At 71.8% G+C, this 17,145-nt stretch carries 17 protein-coding genes; 13 read left to right on the forward strand and 4 right to left on the reverse strand.

Going from position 1 to position 17,145, the window contains the following annotated elements; genetic code table 11:
• Positions 1-145: 145 nt before the first annotated feature.
• The 4 genes from CLT74_RS24875 (at position 146) to CLT74_RS24890 (ending at position 2,836) form a co-directional block, all read left to right on the forward strand.
• A complete protein-coding gene (locus CLT74_RS24875; protein WP_007465625.1) occupies positions 146-355 on the forward strand; it encodes a helix-turn-helix domain-containing protein in 210 nt (69 codons plus the stop codon).
• A 221-nt stretch (positions 356-576) separates the two neighbouring features.
• A complete protein-coding gene (locus CLT74_RS24880; protein WP_007465623.1) occupies positions 577-678 on the forward strand; it encodes a 30S ribosomal protein bS22 in 102 nt (33 codons plus the stop codon).
• Between the two features lie 89 nt (positions 679-767).
• A complete protein-coding gene (locus CLT74_RS24885) occupies positions 768-1,868 on the forward strand; it encodes an NAD-dependent epimerase/dehydratase family protein (protein WP_099849395.1) in 1,101 nt (366 codons plus the stop codon).
• 62 nt (positions 1,869-1,930) lie between these two features.
• On the forward strand, positions 1,931-2,836 hold the full coding sequence (locus CLT74_RS24890; protein ID WP_099852864.1) for a lysophospholipid acyltransferase family protein: 906 nt from the start codon (positions 1,931-1,933) through the stop codon (positions 2,834-2,836).
• Between the two features lie 96 nt (positions 2,837-2,932).
• Here the strand turns inward: CLT74_RS24890 and CLT74_RS24895 are convergent, their stop codons facing one another.
• Positions 2,933-3,793, reverse strand: coding sequence for a DUF5667 domain-containing protein (locus tag CLT74_RS24895; RefSeq protein ID WP_099849397.1), 861 nt, complete (start codon positions 3,791-3,793; stop codon positions 2,933-2,935).
• Positions 3,794-4,072: 279 nt separating this feature from the next.
• Positions 4,073-5,017, reverse strand: a complete 945-nt coding sequence (locus CLT74_RS24900; protein WP_099849400.1) for an ECF subfamily RNA polymerase sigma factor, BldN family — start codon at positions 5,015-5,017, stop codon at positions 4,073-4,075.
• 605 nt (positions 5,018-5,622) lie between these two features.
• Here CLT74_RS24900 and CLT74_RS24905 point away from each other — a divergent pair.
• The 8 genes from CLT74_RS24905 to hemB all read left to right on the forward strand — a co-directional run bounded on the left by CLT74_RS24905 (position 5,623) and on the right by hemB (position 14,159).
• On the forward strand, positions 5,623-7,197 hold the full coding sequence (locus CLT74_RS24905; protein ID WP_486582566.1) for an AMP-binding protein: 1,575 nt from the start codon (positions 5,623-5,625) through the stop codon (positions 7,195-7,197).
• Positions 7,190-7,441 (forward strand): glutaredoxin family protein, encoded by a 252-nt coding sequence (locus tag CLT74_RS24910; RefSeq protein ID WP_093403479.1) that lies wholly within the window; start codon positions 7,190-7,192, stop codon positions 7,439-7,441. The genes CLT74_RS24905 and CLT74_RS24910 overlap by 8 nt, the downstream gene beginning before the upstream one ends.
• 53 nt (positions 7,442-7,494) lie before the next feature.
• Positions 7,495-8,163, forward strand: a complete 669-nt coding sequence (locus CLT74_RS24915; RefSeq protein ID WP_099849405.1) for an HAD hydrolase-like protein — start codon at positions 7,495-7,497, stop codon at positions 8,161-8,163.
• A gap of 336 nt (positions 8,164-8,499) precedes the next feature.
• Positions 8,500-9,270 (forward strand): redox-sensing transcriptional repressor Rex, encoded by a 771-nt coding sequence (locus CLT74_RS24920; RefSeq protein ID WP_099852867.1) that lies wholly within the window; start codon positions 8,500-8,502, stop codon positions 9,268-9,270.
• Positions 9,267-10,595, forward strand: coding sequence for a glutamyl-tRNA reductase (locus CLT74_RS24925; protein ID WP_099849408.1), 1,329 nt, complete (start codon positions 9,267-9,269; stop codon positions 10,593-10,595). The genes CLT74_RS24920 and CLT74_RS24925 overlap by 4 nt, the downstream gene beginning before the upstream one ends.
• A complete protein-coding gene (gene hemC, locus CLT74_RS24930) occupies positions 10,592-11,563 on the forward strand; it encodes a hydroxymethylbilane synthase (RefSeq protein WP_099849411.1) in 972 nt (323 codons plus the stop codon). The genes CLT74_RS24925 and hemC overlap by 4 nt, the downstream gene beginning before the upstream one ends.
• Positions 11,560-13,140: a bifunctional uroporphyrinogen-III C-methyltransferase/uroporphyrinogen-III synthase gene (locus CLT74_RS24935; RefSeq protein ID WP_099849413.1), complete on the forward strand. Its 1,581-nt coding sequence runs from the start codon at positions 11,560-11,562 to the stop codon at positions 13,138-13,140. Before hemC ends, CLT74_RS24935 begins: the two co-directional genes overlap by 4 nt.
• Before the next feature lie 35 nt (positions 13,141-13,175).
• Positions 13,176-14,159: a porphobilinogen synthase gene (gene hemB, locus CLT74_RS24940; RefSeq protein ID WP_099849415.1), complete on the forward strand. Its 984-nt coding sequence runs from the start codon at positions 13,176-13,178 to the stop codon at positions 14,157-14,159.
• A 220-nt stretch (positions 14,160-14,379) separates the two neighbouring features.
• On the opposite strand, the gene CLT74_RS24950 is transcribed toward hemB, so the two are convergent.
• Together CLT74_RS24950 and CLT74_RS24955 are read right to left on the reverse strand one after the other, a co-directional pair.
• A complete protein-coding gene (locus CLT74_RS24950) occupies positions 14,380-15,396 on the reverse strand; it encodes a GNAT family N-acetyltransferase (RefSeq protein WP_099849418.1) in 1,017 nt (338 codons plus the stop codon).
• Positions 15,397-15,468: 72 nt separating this feature from the next.
• Positions 15,469-16,848, reverse strand: coding sequence for a lytic murein transglycosylase (locus CLT74_RS24955; protein WP_099849420.1), 1,380 nt, complete (start codon positions 16,846-16,848; stop codon positions 15,469-15,471).
• 56 nt (positions 16,849-16,904) lie between these two features.
• Between CLT74_RS24955 and CLT74_RS24960 the strand changes: the two genes are divergently transcribed.
• Positions 16,905-17,123 carry an FmdB family zinc ribbon protein gene (locus tag CLT74_RS24960; RefSeq protein WP_099849422.1) on the forward strand — a complete coding sequence of 73 codons (219 nt, stop codon included), beginning with the start codon at positions 16,905-16,907 and terminating at the stop codon, positions 17,121-17,123.
• Positions 17,124-17,145 lie beyond the last annotated feature (22 nt).

The following is a 17,145-nucleotide window of genomic DNA, read 5'->3' on the forward strand; positions in this document are numbered from 1 at the left end:
CCGGGGTCGGGTCATGATCAGTTGCAGGAAGGGATCGCGCCGGTCACAGCCGCCCCGCTACCGTACTGGTAACACGCGCGTCGCCGGCCGCGCGGGAGGACCCGTGTGGCGGCACGCGCCGGGCATGGGATGGGTCGGGTGAGCCATGGCCGGGTCGCAGTCCGACGGTCGGCTGTCGGAGGTCAAGTTCCTGACCGTCGCCGAGGTGGCGACGGTCATGCGGGTGTCGAAGATGACTGTCTACCGCCTGGTGCACAGCGGTGAGCTGACCGCCGTACGGGTGGGCAGGTCGTTCCGGGTTCCCGAGCACGCGGTGCACGAGTACCTGCGCGGCGCCTTCCAGGAGACCGCCTGACCTGGTGCGGGCCGGGTCACGTGGGCCCGGTGGAACGGGCATCGAGCGGGGGCGCGTTGGTCCTGCTGACGCGGTCCCGCTACGCTGGACTCCGATCGTGACCGCTGGTGCGCTCCGCCGCCCACCCCGCCGGTCCGGTCCCTGTCCGCAAGCGGTCGTCGACGCCACGGGTTCGTGGTGTCCTCCCGGTCGCGCCGCACGTTGCATCGAAAGGCTGTCGTATGGGCTCGGTGGTCAAGAAGCGCCGCAAGCGCATGGCTAAGAAGAAGCACCGCAAGCTGCTGCGCAAGACCCGCGTCCAGCGTCGCCGTCTCGGCAAGTGACCGACGCCGGGCCTGGTCCCGGCGTCCGTCCCTCGCCAACTGTCGACCCTCGGAGGCTCAGGTGATCAGGCCGCGGCTGCCTCGGCTCGATCCCACCTGCCGGGGTAGGTGCGAGACATGACCCCGGTGGCTCCCAGAGCCCTCCGGGGGTCGTCGTCGTGACCGGAGTCAGTCGTTATCTCGGCGCGCACGTCGCCGCCCGGCTCGCCGCCGACCCGCGGATCGACCGGGTCATCGGCATCGACCTGCCGGAGCCGGGACCCGAGGTCGACGCACTGCTCGACCGGGTCGAACGGATCCGGGTCGACGCCGGGTCGGTGGGGGGTCTCCTCGCCGACCTCGACGTGGACACCGTGGTGCACCTGGCCCTGGTCAGCTCCCCGGATCCACAACAAGGTGGCCGGGCGGCGATGAAGGAACAGAACGTCATCGGCACCATGCAGTTGCTCGCCGCGTGTCAGCGGGCACCACGGCTGCGCAAGATCGTGGTCCGCTCCTCCACCGCTGCGTACGGTGCGTCGTTCCGCGATCCGGCCGTCTTCACCGAGGAGACCGAGCCGCGCGAGGTGCCGCGAGGCGGCTTCGGCCGCGACATCCTCGACATCGAGGGGTACGTCCGCGGCTTCCGTCGTCGGCGCGGTGACGTCACCGCCACCGTGCTGCGCTTCGCACCGTTCATCGGCTCGACTGCCGACACCACGCTCACCCGCTACTTCGCGCAGCCGGTGGTGCCCACCATCCTCGGTCGGGACGCCCGGCTGCAGTTCCTGCACTTCGACGACGCGCTGGAGGTGCTGCGCCGGTCGGTGGTCGAGGACCATCCCGGCACCTTCAACGTCGCCGGGCCCGGAGTGCTCGCGCTGTCGCAGGCGATCCGCCGAGCCGGGCGGGTCGCCGTACCGGTGCTGGAGCCCGGGCTGTCCGGTGCCGTCGCGCTCGCCCGGGTGATGGGCTTCGGCCGGTACGGCCTGGACCAGGTCGACCTCTTCGTGCACGGCCGGGTGGTGGACATCTCGCGGCTGGAGCGGGAGTACGCTTTTTCGCCCCGCTCCACCGCCGTCGCCTTCGACGACTTCATCCGGGCGCACCACGGGCGTGCCGTGGTGACCCGGGAACAGTTGGCCGCCGCCGAGCAGGTGGTGCTGGAGCACATCAGGCAGGTCCGCGCCGCCGTCCGGGAGCGGTCGTGACCGGGCCCGAGGAACAGCATGACGAGGCGCGTCTCGACGACAGGTACGCGCTGCCGACGCCGGTGACGCCCGACGCGGACCCGGCACGGCGCAACGGGCACCGCCCGGCCGCACCGGAGCAGGTGGGCGACGTCTGGGACCGCCGGGTCGCCAGCGGCCTGGCCTTCCTACGGCGACGGCTGGCCGGCGACTACGAGGTGGACGAGTTCGGCTTCGACCCGGAACTGACCGAGGCGGTCTTCCATCCGCTGCTGCGTCGGCTCTACCGCGACTGGTTCCGCACCGAGGTCACCGGGTTGGCGCACGTACCCGCTGACGGGCCGGGACTCGTCGTCGGCAACCACTCCGGCACCGTCGCCCTCGACGCGCTGATCCTCTCCACCGCGCTGCACCACGAGCACCCCGACCATCGCTACCTGCGGCTGCTCGGCGCGGACCTGGTCTTCCGGATGCCTGTGGTCTCCGAGATCGCCCGCAAGACCGGCGGCACGATGGCCTGCAACCCGGACGCCGAGCGGCTGATGCGCAACGGCGAGTTGGTGGGTGTCTTCCCGGAGGGCTTCAAGGGCATCGGCAAGTTGTACGCGGACCGCTACAAGCTGCAACGGTTCGGGCGGGGCGGTTTCGTCTCGGCGGCGCTCCGCACCGGCACCCCGATCATCCCGGTGGCGATCGTCGGCGGCGAGGAGATCTATCCGATGCTTGCCGACATCAAGCCCCTGGCCCGCCTGCTCAAGCTGCCGTATTTTCCGGTGACACCGACGTTCCCCTGGCTCGGGCCGCTGGGCATGGTGCCGTTGCCGAGCAAGTGGCTCATCGAGTTCTGCCCGCCGATCCCGACCGAGCACCTGATGGATTCGGCGGACGACCCGCTTGTCGTGTTCAACCTCGCCGACCAGGTACGGGAGACTATCCAGCAGACCCTGCACCAGCTGCTGGAGCGTCGCCCCGACCCGTTCGGCCCTTAGACTCCAGGCGCACGGAGAATCACGGCCTCGAGGAACCGCTCATCGATGTCGAACTTCTTCTCGAGGACCATGCAGGCCGGAGCGCCTGACCGGTCGTCAGGAGCAGGCGGCGGGGATCGGGCCGAGCGTGTCGCTGGTGGCGGTGAGTTCCTGACCGCAGGCGATGGCAGCGCGCATGGCGTTGGCCCGCTCGGCGACGGTCTCCAGCAGCGCCAGGGACTCACTTGTGCGTACCCGGTCGGCCCGGGAGCCCCGGCCCTCCAGCGCGTTCAGGGAACGCCGCTGGTCGGTGAGGAACGCGTCGACCGCGGCCAGCGCCGCGGCATCCGAGCGCTGCGCGGCAGCACCGGAGAGCAGGCGTACGCCCTGTCGGGTGTCGGCGTCCATGTCGTCGAGCACGGCGCTGTATCCGCTCTGGCTGCCCCGCAAGGTGGACGCCTCGGCCAACCGGGTGCGGGCGAAGTCGAGGAAGAGCTGGCCTCGGCTGATGTCGGAGCTGGTGAGCGCGAGCTGAGCCCGTTCGGTGCCGCGCTTCATCCCGTACAACGCGTCGCCGGGCACCGCGTCCTCGCTGGCGGCCGAGATGCCGGACACGGCCACGGCACCGGCGGCGATACCGATCAGGATCGCGCCGCGGGCGCGGGCCCGGCGGGCGGTGACCGCAGGTAGCAGCGACCCACGACTGGACGCTGCCTTCTCTGCCGGCCGGGCGGGGGCCGGCGCGCCGACGCCCTCGCGGGCCGCGGTGGCCAGCAACATCGCCCGCAGGCCGGTGCGGAACTCCGGATCGACGTCGGCGGCCGGCGGGTTGGCCCCGAGTCGTCGGCCGAGCGTGACGAGGGGCACGAGCCCCTCGTCGTCCCGGGAACGTACGTGATGCCGTCGGCCGCCGTTCGCTTCGTCGAGAAGCTGCGCGAAGCGCTCGGCGCGCCGACGGGAGAAGAGGGCGTTGTCCACCGTGGCACCTCCTCTCGCTGGTCACGGCCGGTCGGCCGCGTTCACCGCCAGCGATCGATGACCTCGTGACACCACGGCAGTTGGCCGCCGGCGGCACCGTCGCAGGTCACCCGGTCGACTCCGAGAGTGTCCGGCCTGTCATCGGTCGCACCCGGAGAAACGCGCCGTGCCCGGGGCGGGTTACGGCCCGGCCGGTGTCGAAATCACGCAAAGTGATCGCTTCCGGCTCGAAGGAGCCCAGATACGGGCAGGAACCACAGCCTCTGGCGGTGCCGACGATCACGGCTGGAAGCCGTCCGGAAGCAGCCGGGCCAGGGCCCGGACCGCCCGATACTGGAGTGCCTTGATCGCGCCCTCGTTCTTACCCATCGCCCGGGCGGTCTCGGCCACCGAGAAGCCCTGCAGGAAACGGAGCACGATGCACTCCTGCTGCTCGGGGTTGAGGCGCTTCACCGCACTCAACAGGGCGACGTTCGTGATGTGCTCCACCACCGCCGCCTCCGGGCTGCCCTCCGGGCCCCGATCCTCCCGGTCGGCGTCGAGGACATCGCCGGTGGTCACCTCCAGTCGGTACCGCCCGGACTTGAAGTGGTCGGCGACCAGGTTGCGCGCGATTGTCACAAGCCAGGCACCGAGGTCCCGGCCCTGCCAGGTGAAGCTGCCGATCCGCTTGAGGGCGCGCAGGAAGGTGTCCGAGGTGAGGTCCTCGGCGAGTTGTCGATTGCCGACCCGGAAGTAGACGAAGCGGAACACGGTGTCCACATAGCGGTCGTAGATCAGCCCGAATGCCTCGGCCTCGCCCGCCTGGGCACGTTCGACGAGGGCCCAGACCTCGGTCGCCGGATCGGACGGATCCGGGCGGCTCGGGAACCCGGTCGAGGTGCCGGCCGGCTCGGTGACCGCCGGAAGTACCGCGGTTTCGGTGGTGGACACCTCGACGGGCGCGTCCCCGCTGCGCCGCGCCTGGGCCGGCATCGTCGGGCGGTTCGGGGAGGCGACCCGCCCACCTGCGGGTTTGGCGTTCCCCCCGGGCACGGGTGGTCGATGTGGCGGCTCGTTCTGGTGGGGTCGGCTGCCGACGCGCCGCGCGGCACCGTCACCCCGGACAGCGAGGTTGGCCAAGGCGTCCGACGCGTCGTGGCCGCCGCCGCGTTCGTTTATCGGAGTACGGGCGGTCGGGCCGGTCAGGCCGACCGGACGCTCGGCGAAGCCGAAGGCGGTCATCGCGCCGCCTCCGTTCCGCCGGTGGCCGCCGGGCCGGCAACGACCGGGTGACCGGTCGTTGCCCCGTCGGGCAGGGTGGCTCCGGGGTGTGCCGGCGGGCGGCAGTTCCCCTTGAGGTGCTGGTCCAATGCGCTCAACGGCACGGGGGCCTCCTCGGGCTGAGGGGTGTCGACTCACGGCAAATGGGGTGAGCCGACCCGAGTGATGATAGGGCCAACGTCACCCGCGCGTGGCAAGTCCGTTACACAGGGCCAAAGTATTTCCCGACGTGTCGCCGACCCGGCGGACCGGTTGTCCGTCGGGTGTGGTTGACAACCGGCGGTTGGGGTGATCCCCAGTGGATTCGCTGTTGCTGCTGGTGAGGGGCGGTATCGGCAAGGGTTGCCCGGTCCGGTGGAGGCTGGCGTCGGACCGGGGTCGGACGTCCGGTAGTGCGGTGGCGTCGCACCTGTACCGCACCGTCGGTGACGTGGCCGGGTTCCGTCGACGGGACTGGCCGCACCTTTCCGGACGGCTCGGGCGGTCTCCCGCGGCGGGGAGGCCGATGGTGACAGGTGGTTCGCGGGCGTGGCCGTGCGGATCGGGCTGTGCCAGACTCAGCCACCGTGCAGGATCCTGACCCAGTCGCCGGTCCCAACCTCGCCGACCGCCTCCGCCGGGCCGCTGAACTGCACCCCGGCAAGCCCGCGTTGCACTGGCAGGACCGGACGATCACCTGGTCCGAACTGGACGAGGCGGTGAGCGGGGTGGCCCGGGCGCTTGCCGACGCGGTGCCGGGCTCCGGCGCGGCCCAGCCGGCTGCGCGGGTCGCCGTGGCGCTGCCCAACGTGCCGGAGTTCGTGACCAGCCTGCTCGGCGTACTGCGGGCCGGCTTGACGGCGGTACCTGTGAATCCCGACCTGGCCGCCCGCGAACTGCGGCACATCCTGGCGGACTCGGGCACGTCGGTGCTGATCGCCACCGAGCGGGTCCGGGATCTGGTGGCGGAGCTGGAGCTTCCCGCGCTCGTCGAGGTGCACACGAGCGTGCCGACGGCCGGCGGCGACCAGACGTTCCCGACCCGGGAGGCCGACGATCTGGCGTTGCTGCTCTACACCTCGGGGACCTCGGGCTGGCCGAAGGGAGCGATGCTCTCGCACGGCGCGTTGGCGGTCAACCACGAACAGGTGGGCCGGATCGAGCCGCCGGTGGTCGGTCCGGACGACACGGTGCTGCTGGCTCTGCCGCTGTTCCACGCCTACGGCCTGAACGCCGGGCTGGGCGCGGTGATCCACAACGCCGCGACCGGGGTGCTCGTCGACGATCCGGGCTCCGACGCGGCGCTCGCCGAGATCGCCCGGCACCGGGTCAGCGTGCTGGTGGGCGTACCGTCGATGGTGCGGACCTGGTCCCGGGCGGACCCGGACAGTCTCGCCGCGGCGATGGCCGCGGTGCGGCTCGTGGTCTGCGGCGCGGCGCCGCTGGAGCCGGTCGACGCGGCGCGCTTCACCGAGGCGGCCGGTCACCCGGTGCACGTCGGGTACGGCCTGACCGAGACCGCCCCGGTGCTCACCTCGACCCTGGTCAGTGGTGAGCCCAGGCCCGGTTCGATCGGCCGCCCCCTGCCCGGCGTCCAGGTCCGGCTGGTCGGGGCGGACGGTACTGAGCTGTGGCGCGACGGGGTCGCCGCGGCCGACGACGATCCGGACGAGATGGACCTCACCGACCCCGCGACGGGCACCGATCCGGGACAGCTCGTGGTTCGTGGCGCGAACCTCTTCGCCGGCTACTGGCCGGACGGCGCGGGTGGACCGGATGCCGACGGCTGGTGGGCCACCGGCGACGTCGCGTACGCCGATGCCGATGGCGATCTCTTCCTGGTCGACCGGATCGGCGAGCTGATCCTGGTCAACGGCTTCAACGTGTACCCGCACGAGGTGGAACTGGTGTTGTCGGCGCATCCGGCGGTGGCGGAGTCGGCGGTAGTGGGTGTGCCACACCCGAGATCCGGGGAGACTGTCCGGGCGTACGTGGTGCCGCAGGCCGAGGTGGCCGGTACCGAGCTGATCGCCCACTGCACGCGTAATCTGGCCAGATTCAAGTGCCCGACCGAGGTCGAGTTCGTCGACGTGCTGCCGCGCTCGGTGATCGGGAAGGTACGCAAGACCGTGCTCGGCACGACGGAGGAGACCGATGCGTGAGCCCCGCCTGACTCTGATCACCCGTCCCGGCTGCCACCTCTGCGAGGACGCCAAGGCGGCGCTCGACCGGGTGGTCGCGGTCACCGGCGACAGGTGGACCGAGCGGGACGTCAGCGGTGACGTGGAGTTGGAGCGTGAGTACGGCGACCGGTTGCCGGTGGTGCTGCTCGACGGCAGGGAACACGGCTACTGGCGGGTCGAGGAGGAGCGGCTGCTGCGGGACCTGACCACCCCGCAGCTCTGAGAGCGTGTTCTCTGGGGCCTCCGCGCCCCAGGTGTGCCGGATAGGGTGCGGCGATGACCCCTGCGAGCCCTCATCTGGTGTGGGACTGGAACGGCACCCTGCTCAACGATCTCCGCCTCGTGGTGGCCTGCACCAACGCGGCCTTCGCCAGCGAGGGCGGGCCGAGCGTCACGCCCGAGGAACACCGGGTCCGGTTCCGCCGGCCGATCGCCGACTACTACGCGGAGGTGCTCGGTCGAGCGGTGGACGACGACGCCTTCGGTCGACTGGACAAGATCTTCCACGACGCGTACCGGGTCGGTCTGACCACGTGTGAGCTGGCGCACGACGCCGTGGACGCGATGGCGGCCTGGCCGGGCAGTCAGTCCCTGTTGTCGATGTGGTTTCACGACGAGCTGGTGCCGGCCGTCGAGACCTACGGCCTGAGCGGCCGGTTCGCCCGGGTCGACGGGCTGCGGGCGCAGGTCGGCGGCGACCGGAAGGCGGAGTCACTGGCACGGCACCTCGACGCCCTGGGCGTCGACGGCCGGTCGGTGGTGCTGATCGGCGACTCGCTCGACGACGCCGACGCGGCGCTCTCCGTGGGTGCCCGCGCCGTCCTCTACACCGGCGGTTTCACCGACCGTTCCCGCCTGCTCGCCGCCGGCCACCCGGTCGCCGACACCCTCACCGAGGCCGTGACCCTCGCCACCACTGTCGCCGGTTCACCCCGTCGATCATGAACCTGTCGCGCTCCGAATCGGCGTGTCGGGGCGATAACTTCATGATCCGCCAATTGGAATGGGGGCGGGAGCGGTGTGGGATTGGTCGGAGAAGTCGGTATTGAGGGATAATCGCGCGGGTGCTTACGGCGAGGTGGTGATCGATCTTGTGGGATGGAGGGGCCGGTGGGGGCGCGGGCCGTGCCAGCAAGATCGCGATTTGTGCACGTCTTCACAAGCGCCTACTCTGTAATTCCGACGCGCCCTGCTAGCACAGCCGGCAACATCGGTCGCCAGTGGGAGTCCCGAAACGGCCGACCAGTGGAGTTGGTCGAGGATCGCACCGCACGGAGTCTCATGAGTCAGCACCGTCACCCTGGCGCGCCCCGTCGCGCAGGTGCCGTACCGGCGCTCCCGGACCTACCCGAGGCGACGGTGGCCCGGCTCCCCGAGTATCTACGTGCCCTGCACAATCTCGCTGAAACCGGTCACGAGACGGTTTCCAGCGAAGGGTTGGCCAATGCCGCCGGGGTGAACTCGGCCAAGCTCCGCAAGGACCTGTCCCAACTCGGCTCGTACGGCACCCGGGGCGTCGGCTACGACGTCGGGCTGCTGATCGATCAGATCGAGTACGTGCTCGGACTCACCCAGCGCCGGGCCGTCGCCCTGGTGGGGGTGGGTAACCTCGGTCACGCCCTGGCCGGCTACGACGGCTTCGCCAGCCGTGGATTCCGGATCGCCGCGCTCTTCGACGCCGACCAGGAGCGGGTCGGCGAGGAGATCAACAACCTGGTCGTACTGCACATCGACGAGCTGCCCCGGGTGGCTGCCGAGGAATCCATCGCGATCGGTGTCATTGCCACCCCGGCCGCCTCCGCGCAGCGCGTGGCGGACCAGTTGGTCGCCGTCGGCGTGACAAGCATCCTGAACTTCGCGCCGTGCGTACTCTCGGTGCCGGACGGGGTCGACGTGCGCAAGGTCGACCTCGCCATCGAGTTGCAGATCCTGTCGTTCCACGAGCACCGCAAGGCATCCCTGACCGCGCTCCCCGCCGCCGGTGGGTCTGCCCTCACCGCCCTGCCGGGTGGTCTCGCGGTCACCGAGAGCCAGGAGGCGATCGGCACGTGAAACTCCTCGTCGTGGGCGCGTCGTACCGCACCGCACCGGTCGCCACGCTGGAACGGCTCGCGGTGTCACCCAGCGGGCTCGACCACACCCTGGGGCGCCTGGTCGCGCAGCCGTACGTGAGCGAGGCCGTCCTCGTCTCCACCTGCAACCGGGTGGAGGTCTACGCGACGGTGTCGGGCTTCCACGGCGGCCTCGGCGACATCTGCGCCATCCTCGCCGAGCAGGCGGGCTGCCAGCCGGCCGCGCTGGCCAACCACCTCTACGTGCACTTCGATTCGGCAGCGGTGGACCACGTCTTCCGGGTGGCCGCCGGCCTGGACTCGATGGTGATCGGCGAGGCTCAGATCCTCGGGCAGCTGCGTGACGCCTACCACTGGGCCAGCGCCGCGGACACCGCCGGCCGGCTGCTGCACGAGCTGATGCAGCAGGCGCTGCGGGTCGGCAAGCGGGCCCACTCGGAGACCGGCATCGACCGTGCCGGTCAGAGCGTGGTCACCGCCGCGCTGGGGCTCGCCGCCGGCCACCTCGACGACGACCTCACCGGTCGTCCCGCGCTGATCGTCGGGGCCGGGGCGATGGGCTCGCTGGGCGTGGCGACGCTCTCCCGGCTCGGGGCCGGGCCGCTGACCGTGACGAACCGGAGCACCGACCGGGCCGTCCGGCTGGCCGAGTCGTACGGTGCCGGCGCGCGCCCGATGACCGAGTTGGCCGACACGCTCTCCACCGTGGACATCGTGGTGGCCGCCACCGCGTCCGCCGAGCCGGTTCTCACCCGCGAGGTGGTCGCCTCGGCGGCCGCCGGCCGTGACCCCGGCCGTGGCCCGCTGGTCCTGCTCGACCTGGCGGTACCACGGGACGTCGGCCCGGGCGTCGCCGAGCTGCCCGGCGTCGAGGTGATCGACATCGACCGGATGGCGGCGCTGCTCGCCGACGGCCCGGTCGCCGCGGACGCCGCCGCCGTCGAGCGGATCGTGGCCGGTGAGGTCGAGTCGTTCCTCAGCTGGCTGCGCGGCGCCGACGTGGCCCCGACCGTCGCCGCCCTGCGCGGCCGGGCCGATGACGTGGTCACCGCCGAGCTGCGTCGGCTCGCGCAGCGCCGTCCCGACCTCAGTGACGACCAGCGGGCCGAGGTGGCCCGTACCGTGCACCGGGTGGTCCAGCGGCTGCTGCACCAGCCCACCGTCCGGGTCCGCCAGCTCGCCGCCGAACCCGGCGGTGACCAGTACGCGGCCCTGCTGCGTGAGCTGTTCGATCTTCAGGTCCCGCAGACGTCGCCGGTGGACACCGTGCCGGACATCACCCCACCCGCCGGAGGCGAGCGATGAACGAGGCCCCACTGCGCCTCGGTACCCGGGGCAGCAAACTGGCAATGGCCCAGTCCAGGCAGGTCGCCGAAGCGCTCACCGCGCGGACCGGCCGCCCCGTCGAGCTGGTCGAGGTGGTCACCGCCGGCGACCGGTCCAACGCGCCGGTGCACCGGCTCGGGGTCGGTGTCTTCGTCTCCGCGCTGCGCGACGCCCTGGTCGCCGGGACGATCGACTTCGCGGTCCACTCGTACAAGGACCTGCCCACCGCGACCGCGGCGGGGCTGCACATCGCCGCGGTGCCGCCGCGACAGGATCCACGCGACGCGCTCGTCGCCCGTGACGGCAGGACGCTTACCGAACTCGATCCCGGCGCGGTCGTCGGCACCGGCGCGCTGCGCCGGATCGCCCAGCTGCACGCGTTGGGCATGCCACTGTCGGTCACCCCGATCCGGGGCAACATCGACACCCGGCTGGCCCGGGTGCTCGGCCCGGAAGCCGACCTGGACGCCGTCGTCCTGGCCCGGGCGGGCCTGGCCCGCATCGACCGCGCCGACGTCGTCACCGAAACGCTCGACCCGATGCTGATGCTGCCGGCTCCCGCTCAGGGGGCGCTGGCGGTGGAGTGCCGGATCGACGACACCGACCTGGTCGAGTTGCTCGCCACGCTCGACCACGCACCGTCACGCGCCACGGTCACCGCGGAGCGGGCGATGCTGGCCACCCTGGAGGCCGGATGCTCCGCTCCGGTCGCCGCCCACGCCGAACTCGCCGAGGGCGAGACCGGCGAGGAGATCTACCTGCGCGGGGCGGTGATCAGCCCGGACGGCACCCGCGAGATCCGGCTGTCCCGCACCGGAACGCCCGCCGATGCGGCGGAGATCGGTAAGGCACTCGCCGCCGAACTCCTCGACCTCGGCGCCGACTCGATCCTCGGCCCGCAAGGACACGACGGCCCGGGGACCCAGCAATTTGGGAGCACAGAATGACCCGCACCCGTAAGCCCGTAGGCCGCATCGCGTTCGTCGGGGCAGGACCCGGCGACCCGGGCCTGCTGACCCGCCGGGCGCACGACGCCCTGGTCGACGCCGACCAGGTGGTGTACGACCGGGGAGTCCCCGAGTCGCTGCTCGACGTCGTCCGGGCCGAGGCCAGGTCCGACGCCCAGTTCACCCCGGCCGAAGGCGCGCCGGGCGACGTGGCCAAGATCTTGATCTCGGCGGCCCGTTCCGGGCAGAACGCGGTGCACCTGGTGGCCGGCGACCCGTTCGGCCACGACTCGGTGGTCAAGGAGGTGCAGGCGGTGGCGCGCACCGCCGCGCACTTCGAGGTGGTGCCCGGGGTCGGCCAGGCCGAGGGGGTGGCCACCTACGCGGGTGTGCCGCTGCCGGGCGTACGCACCGCTGCCGACGTCGAGGACGTCAGCAACCTGGACTTCGACGCGCTGGCGGCAGCCGTGCAGCGCGGTTCGCTGGCGCTGGCTGTCGACGCCGGCGACCTGGCCGCGATCCGTGACGGGCTGCTCGCCGCCGGCGTCGACGGTGCCACCGACGTCGGGGTGACCGGCGACGGCACCGGAGAGACGCAGTACACCACCACGTCGACCGTGGACTCCTTCGTCGCGGCGGCACTCGGCTTCACCGGCCGGGTCGTGCTGACCGTCGGCGACGGTGTGGGCCAGCGGGACAAGCTCAGCTGGTGGGAGAACCGCCCGCTGTACGGCTGGAAGGTGCTGGTGCCCCGGACCAAGGAGCAGGCCGGCGCGATGAGTGCCCGGCTGCGTGCCTACGGGGCGATCCCCTGCGAGGTGCCGACCATCGCGGTGGAGCCGCCGCGTACCCCGGCCCAGATGGAGCGGGCGGTCAAGGGCCTGGTCGACGGCAGGTACGCCTGGGTCATCTTCACGTCGGTCAACGCGGTGCGGGCGGTCTGGGAGAAGTTCGCCGAGCACGGCCTGGACGCCCGGCACTTCGGCGGCGTCAAGATCGCCTGTATCGGCGACGCCACCGCCGACGCCGTCCGTGCCTTCGGCATCCAGCCGGAGCTGATCCCGTCCGGTGAGCAGTCCTCCGAGGGGCTGCTGGCCGAGTTCTCGCCGCACGACGAGGTGCTCGACCCGGTCGGCCGGGTGCTGCTGCCTCGTGCCGACATCGCCACCGAGACACTCGCCGCGGGGCTCACCGAGCGCGGCTGGGAGGTCGACGACGTGACCGCGTACCGGACGGTCCGGGCTGCTCCGCCGCCCGCCGAGATCCGGGACGCGATCAAGTCGGGCGGATTCGACGCGGTGCTGTTCACCTCGTCCTCCACGGTCCGGAACCTGGTCGGCATCGCCGGCAAGCCGCACACGCGTACCGTTGTCGCTGTCATCGGGCCCAAGACGGCGGAGACCGCTACGGAGTTCGGCCTGCGGGTCGACGTCCAACCGCCGCACGCGTCGGTGCCCGATCTGGTGGAGGCGCTCGCCGGCTACGCCGTCGAGCTGCGGGAGAAGCTCGCCGCGATGCCGGCGAAGCAGCGCCGTGGTTCGAAGGTCCAGGGGCCGACCGCGCTGAGGTTCCGGTAGCCGTTCCGGCTCCGGACGGTCGTCAGGGAGGGTTCATGCCGTACCCAGAGATTCGGCCCCGTCGGCTGCGTCGCACCGCGGCGATGCGTCGGCTGGTCTCCGAAACCCGCGTCGACCCGGCCGAGCTGGTCGTGCCGATGTTCGTCAAGGAGGGGCTCACCGAGCCGCGCGCCATCTCCTCGCTGCCGGGTGTGCTCCAGCACTCGCGCGATTCGCTGCGCAAGGCGGCGGTGGAGGCGGTGCAGGCCGGCGTCGGCGGGATCATGCTGTTCGGGGTTCCGGCGTCGCGCGACGAGTACGGGTCCGGCGGCATCGACCCGAACGGCATCCTGAACGTCGCGATCCGTGACGTGGTCGCCGAGGTCGGCGACGCCACGGTGGTGATGAGTGACCTCTGCCTGGACGAGTTCACCTCGCACGGGCACTGCGGGTTGCTCACCCCGGCCGGTGAGGTCGACAACGACGCCACCCTCGCCGCCTACGCCGAGATGGCCGTGGCCCAGGCCGCCGCCGGGGTCGGGGTGGTCGGTCCGTCCGGGATGATGGACGGCCAGGTCGGGGTGGTACGCCAGGCACTCGACGCGGCGGGTCACACCGACGTGGCCGTGCTGGCGTACGCCGTGAAGTACGCCTCGGCCTTCTTCGGCCCCTTCCGGGACGCGGTGGAGTCGGCGCTGGAAGGCGACCGGCGGGCCTACCAGCAGGATCCGGCGAACCTACGTGAGTCGCTACGCGAGGTCGCACTGGACGTCGCCGAGGGTGCCGACATGGTGATGGTCAAGCCGGCGTTGCCGTACCTCGACGTGGTGGCGTCGGTCCGCGCCGCCGTGGACGTCCCCGTGGCGGCCTACCAGGTCTCCGGCGAGTACGCGACTGTCGAGGCGGCCGCCGCGAACGGCTGGATCGACCGGGAGCGGGTGATGCTGGAGACGCTCACCTCCATCCGCCGCGCCGGCGCCCAGATCATCCTCACCTACTGGGCCGTCGAGGCTGCCCAGCTGCTCCGCCAGCGCTACTGACCGCCCGCCCGCAGCGCACGCCAACCCCCTGCGGCTGCGGCTGACCATGGCGTTGTTGGCGGCGCCGGAGACCTACCACCGATCCCGGGCCGACCGGGAGGCACGGCGGCGCCGCAGTCAGTGGGAGGTACGGGTGGCCAAGTACCGGAACGTACCGCCACCACCGGATCCGCGCACCTGGTAGGAGACCGACGGCCCGAGGAACCCGGGGCCTGACAGCTCAGCGCGTGGCGTCGAGGCGGTGGACCAGCTCGGCGACGTCGACGCTGTACTCGCACCAGTCCCGGTCGGTGCGGTAGCCCAACTCGGCGTTGACCTTGAGCATGGCTTCGTTGGCCTGTGCGTTCCAGGTCTGCACCTCGGTCAGCTGCGGCTCGGCCGAGCGTAGCTCCAGCAGCATCCGGGCCTTGATCGCCCGGTCGATGCCGTAGCCGCGGTGGTCCTGCACCACGATCGTGTCGTACTGGTCGGCGCGGGTCGGGTGCTGAGCCGGCACGACCACCTCCGTCAGGCCGGCCACCTCACCCGACTGCTCGTGCAGGGCGAGCACGATGTACGGCTTCATGCCCCGTCGGTGCAGACAGTCGAGGCTGTCCCGGAGCCGCTGCGGATCGTACGAGCTGGGTCGTAGCTCGCCGTCCTCGATGTCCCGGACCTCGGCCTTGGCCCGCGCGTACGCCTCGATCAGCTCGTCCGGCGGACCGCCGGGGTGGAACTGGACGCGGTAGCCGGCACCGACACCTGTGGACATCTCCGCCAACTCGGCCCAGTCGACGCCGGAGAGGTCGAGGACGCTGCGGGTCTCGACGTACTCCTGAGTGAAGCCGAGCGACTCGTAGAAGGCGACGGCGGGAGTGTCGCCGACCACCTCCACCCCGATGGACTCGAAGCCCTCCTGGTAAACGCGGCGGGCCGCGCGCAGGACGAGATCACGGCCGAGGCCACCGCGTCGCACGGCCGGGTGGACCAGCACCTCGAGCACACCGATGTTGCCGAGCAGCAACACGTGCACCTGCCCGAGGATGGCTCCCGGATTGCCGTCGGCATCCGGATCTTCCTGGGCGATCCAGGAGATCCGTCGTTCGCCCGGCATCACCTCGGCGAGGTACTCCCGCAGGGAACTCTCCCGCCACGGCGGATCCTGCGGGAGATCGGCCGCCAGGACCGCGTTCAGCGTGTCCAGCAGCGACGCGATCTCGGCGGACGACGCGGTCCTGGGGTCCCACTCGCGCACCATCACCCGTCTAGCTTGCCGTTAACCGCTGCCGGGGGGAAGTGTCCAGTTCTCCAATGTATGCGGACGATCACTTCACGTGCGACTGGCCTGTCCGTATCGGTTGGCGGCGTCGAAGACGTCCTGGGCATACCTTCGGACATCGTTGTACGACAGAATCGCGTTCCACCAGTCACCCGGAATGGTGAGATTCCGGCCGCCTTTGCACAGGTACATGCCGGCGGCGAGCGCGGCGTCGTGGATGTTGTGCGGGTCCTTGCGGCCGTCGTTGTCCGCGTCGGCACCGATCTCCTCCCAGGTGGTCGGGATGAACTGCATCGGCCCGATCGCCCGGTCGTAGGTGGTGTCGCGGTCCAGCTCACCCCGGTCGGTGTCAGCAATCCGCATCCGGTTGCCCTGACCGTCCAGCGGCAGACCGATGATCTCCGGGACCGCCCGGCCGTCCGCGCCGAGCTGGGCGTTGTTGGCCTGACCGTGGCGGGACTCGACCAGACCGATCGCGGCCAACGTGGTCCAGCTCAGGCCGCAGGCGCGATCGGTTTCGGCGAGCACCAGCTCGGCGTAGCCGTACGCCTGCATGGCGATCGGGTCGATGCCGACCTTGGCGCCCGCGTCGCGGGCCCAGCCGGCCAACGCGTCGGACGGGCGCCCACCTGCCGGTCCGACGGCACCCGGCGGAGTCACGCCCGGCGGCAGGGTCGCGGTGGGCGGCGGGAACTGCCCGGGTGGCGGGGCCGCGCCGGACGGCGGCAGGTCGCCGGGCAGCGCGTCAGGCACGTCGGCGGTGGCGTCCGCCGCCACCTGACGCGGTGCGTCGAGGGTCGCGGGCACCAGCAGCGCGCCGGCTCCGGCGGTCGCGGCGACCAGGGCGAGCAGAAACACGCCGGGCAGGGTCAGCCGGCCACTGGGCCGCCGGGACCAGTCGCGGGTCGCCCGGGCCGCAGCCCGGGGCCCGGGCAGACGTACGGCGTGCGCGAAGCGAGCCCGGCGGCGCCGGGCTGCCGGTGCACCGGATTCCGCAGTGGACTGCTCGACAGTGGTCTTGGGCCCGGACTCGGCGTCGGAAGCGTCGCCCGGCCCGGTCGTGGCGCCGCGCTTCGTGCCTGCGGCTGCGGTGCTGTCCGGCGCGGTGCCTGCGGCGGCGGTGCCTGCGGCTGCGGTGCTGTCCGCTGCGGTGTCGGCTGCTGCGGTGTTGTCCGGCGCGGTGCCGTCCGTGCTTGCGGAAGGCGCATCGCCGGTCGACGTGTCTGCGGCGTCGTCGACGGGCGCTGCGGAAACCGGCTCGGTGGTCGGTGCCTCCGGTGCCGCTTCGTCGACCGGTCTGCCGGGCCCCAGCCAGGGCCGGCGGGGCCGGGGCAAGCCGGTCGCCGGCCTGTCCGGCCCGGCGTCGGAGCCGGCGCGCGGCGTGGCCGGTCGGAGGGGCCGAAGGGTCGTGCGCTCTTCGCCGTCTGCCACAAGTCGAGTATCACCCATGTCACCGCTGACGTCAGGTCCGGTCGTAGGCTGATGCCATGCCCCGGTACGAGTTCCGTTGTCGCGCCTGCGGCGACACCTTCGAGGTCAACCGTCCGATGGCGCGGGCCGGTGAGCCGGCGCCCTGCCCACAGGGGCACGCCGACACGGTGAAACTGCTCTCCACGGTCGCGGTCACCGGCCGAGGTGGCGGCGGGTCAGGCGCCGCACCCGCGCCGACCGGCGGCGGCTGCTGCGGTGGCGGCTGCGGCTGCTGACCACGCCGGGCCCGCTGGTGGA

Source organism: Verrucosispora sp. CNZ293, from assembly GCF_002754655.1.